3 protein-coding genes are annotated in these 3,042 nt (G+C 61.0%); all 3 read left to right on the top strand.

The genetic code is table 11. The annotated features are described in order from the left end of the window. Positions 1–1,450, top strand: a 1,450-nt coding sequence (locus AC1DVH_RS28740; RefSeq protein WP_477756629.1) for a phage terminase large subunit family protein, incomplete at its 5' end; no start/stop codon positions are given. Between the two features lie 53 nt (positions 1,451–1,503). Continuing rightward, positions 1,504–1,710: a phage head-tail joining protein gene (locus AC1DVH_RS28735; RefSeq protein WP_027923826.1), complete on the top strand. Its 207-nt coding sequence runs from the start codon at positions 1,504–1,506 to the stop codon at positions 1,708–1,710. Continuing rightward, on the top strand, positions 1,710–3,042 hold a 1,333-nt coding region (locus AC1DVH_RS28730), incomplete at its 3' end, for a phage portal protein (protein WP_477756628.1). The genes AC1DVH_RS28735 and AC1DVH_RS28730, both read left to right, overlap by 1 nt.

Here is a 3,042-nt window from a genome sequence, read left to right as displayed (position 1 = left end):
GGGCGAGGAGGGTGACCCGATTGAGCTGGCTGAAACCCGGGGCAGTACGTTTGGCCGCAACGCCAAGTTCTACTTTTCCAGTTCGCCGACGATCCGGGGCGCCTCGCGCATTGCTGATCTGTTCGAGACCAGCGACCAGCGTTTTTACTACGTGCCGTGTCCGAATTGCGGGCACATGCAAGTCCTGGAATGGGAACGCCTGCATTACTCGGCGGATTGCCAACGGGCACACTACGAGTGCGCCGGGTCTGACTGTGATGTGTTGATCGAGGAGCACCATAAGGGAGAGATGTTGGCCAAGGGCGAGTGGCGCGCCCATGCCCAAGGTGATGGCGAAACCGTCGGCTTCAACCTCAATGCGTTGTACTCGCCGCCCGGCTGGACCGGTTGGGCAGCTCTGGCCAAGCAGTTCGAGAAGGCCAAAACAGCTATGTCCCGTGGTGATCTTGAACCGATGCAGGTGTTCTACAACACCCGTCTGGCCAAGGTCTGGGACAGCGCCCAAGAGCAGACCAAAGCCGATGTGCTGATGGCTCGGGCCCGCCTGGAAACCTATGGTTTGGGGTCGATGCCATTCGCCGTGCTGATGCTCACAGCCGCGGTCGATGTCCAGGCCAACCGGCTGGAGTTCATGGTGGTGGGTTGGGGGGCCGGCATGGAGCGCTGGATCATCGACTATCAGGTGATCTGGGGCGATCCCTCCGACGAACGCACCTGGTCCGTGCTCGACGACAAACTCAAGGCGCGTTATCCGCATCCGTGTGGCGCGGACCTGACAATCCGGGCAGCCGGCATCGACTCCGGCGGCAACCACACCGACGAGGTGTACCAGTTCTGCCGGCTGCGGCGCTGGCGCAACATCTTCGCGGTCAAGGGCGCGAGTAAGTCGGGTCGGCCGGTGATTGCGCAGCGGCCATCGATGATGGATGTCACCTGGAAAGGCCTGACCGAGCGCAAAGGTGTCGAGCTCTGGTTCATCGGTACCGACACGGCCAAGGACTGGATTTACAACCGCTATCCGGTGGAGGACGGTCCCGGCGCGTTGCACTTTGCCAACGACCTGCCGGATGATTTCTTCGCCCAGTGCGTCGCCGAGCGCAAGGTGACTCGGTACATCAAAGGCTACAAAAAAATCGAATGGGTCAAGGGCAAGGCGGAGCGCAACGAAGCCCTCGACTTGATGGTGTACAGCCTGGCGATGGCGCATTACCTGGGTCTGAATCGCTACAAGGAACACGACTGGGAACGAGTGAGAAGCGCCCTGTTGCAGGCGGCGCCTGCGGGTGAAAAATCCATTGCAGTCGAACGTGTCCGCACTCCGGCACCATCTCCGCAGCAACCGCCTGATCCCGTATCGCCACCGGYCAAGCCGGTAATAGCACCGCTGCCGATTGCACGGCCGCCACAGCGTCGAAGCTCCAGCAGCGGCTACCTCAAAAAACGACGCTGAGTGAAGGCGCACGGTTGCAACCCATGTTGTCTTATTACTTTAGAGCGATCCCCATGGCCTTTACCCAACAGCAACTCGATGCGGTCGAGAAGGCAATTGCGCGTGGCGAAAAAATCGTGCGTTACGCCGATCGCAACGTCGAGTACCGCGACATCGACGAATTGCTCAGGGCACGCGATGAAATTCGTAGCTCGTTGATCGCGGCGGCCGGACCTCGTTCGCGCATCGTTCGGCTTTACCATGGAGGCAAGGGACTGTAATGGCTCGTCACTTTCCCACCTTGGGCCGCAGCGGATTCTTGATTCCCTCGAACATCAAGGCTAGCTATGAAGGCGCGGCTGAAGGGCGTCGTTCCGCCAGTTGGGATGCGCCCGACGCCGGTTTCAACAGCATTGCCATTCCGGCGCTGCGTAACCTGCGCTCGCGTTCCCGCGCGGCAGTGCGCAACGACCCGTACGCCTTCAACATTATCGACAAGCGGGTCAGCAACCTGATCGGCACTGGCATCACGCCGCGGCCGAAAACCCAGGATGACGAGCTTCGGCATCTGCTGCAGGAACTCTGGGCCGACTGGACCGAAGAATCCGACGCCGATGGTCTCACCGACTTTTACGGACAGCAGGCGTTGATCGCGCGGACGGTGGAAACGGCCGGCGAATGTTTTGTCCGCCTGCGCCCGCGCAGCCTCGATGAGGGGCTGGTGGTGCCGCTGCAACTCCAGGTGCTGGCACCGGAGTTTGTGCCACACGACAAATTCGAAATGGCCCGTAACGGCAACGTCATTCGCGCCGGCATTGAGTTCAGTCCGGATAGCCGCCGGGTGGCGTACTGGATGTATCGCTCGCATCCCGGCGATGCCTCGTCGTTGAACAGTGGCTACAACCAATTGGTGCGCGTACCGGCGAGCCAGGTGCTGCACATTTTTGAGCCGGTCGAACCGGGTCAGCTGCGTGGTCTGCCGCGTTTATCACCAGTGCTCAAGCGCCTGCGTAGCCTGGATAACTACGACGATGCGGTGTTGTTCCGCCAAGAGGTGGCCAACCTGTTCGCCGGTTTTATCAAAAAGCCTTCACCGGATGACATCCAGACCCCCGTAGACCCGGTGACCGGTGCGCCGCTGAATCTCGCCTCGGATGGCTTCACGCCCATGGTGGCGTTGGAACCCGGGACCATGCAGGAGTTGTTGCCGGGTGAGGAGGTCGAGTTTTCCTCACCGCCAGATGCCGGCAACAACTACCCGGATTTCATGCGTCAGCAATTGATGGCGGCGGCGGCCGGCGCCGGAATGCCATACGAGATCCTCACTGGCGACAYGCGCGAAGTGAACGACCGCGCGCTGCGGGTGGTGCTCACTGAGTTCCGGCGTCGACTGGAACAGCTGCAATTTGGTGTGTATGTGCACCAGTTGTGTCGCCCGGTGCGGGCCGCGTGGATGGACATGGCGGTGCTCAGCGGTGCCGTGTTGTTGCCGGACTACGCCCAACGACGCCGTGAGTACCTGCGTACACGCTGGGTGCCACAAGGCTGGGCCTACATCCATCCGGTTCAGGATGTTCAGTCACGCACGATGGAAGTTAACGCCGGCTTTGCTT

This window comes from Pseudomonas sp. P4_C3, assembly GCF_056402075.1.
Note: the sequence above shows the minus strand (reverse complement) of the source record. Positions and strands in the feature narration are given on the sequence as shown.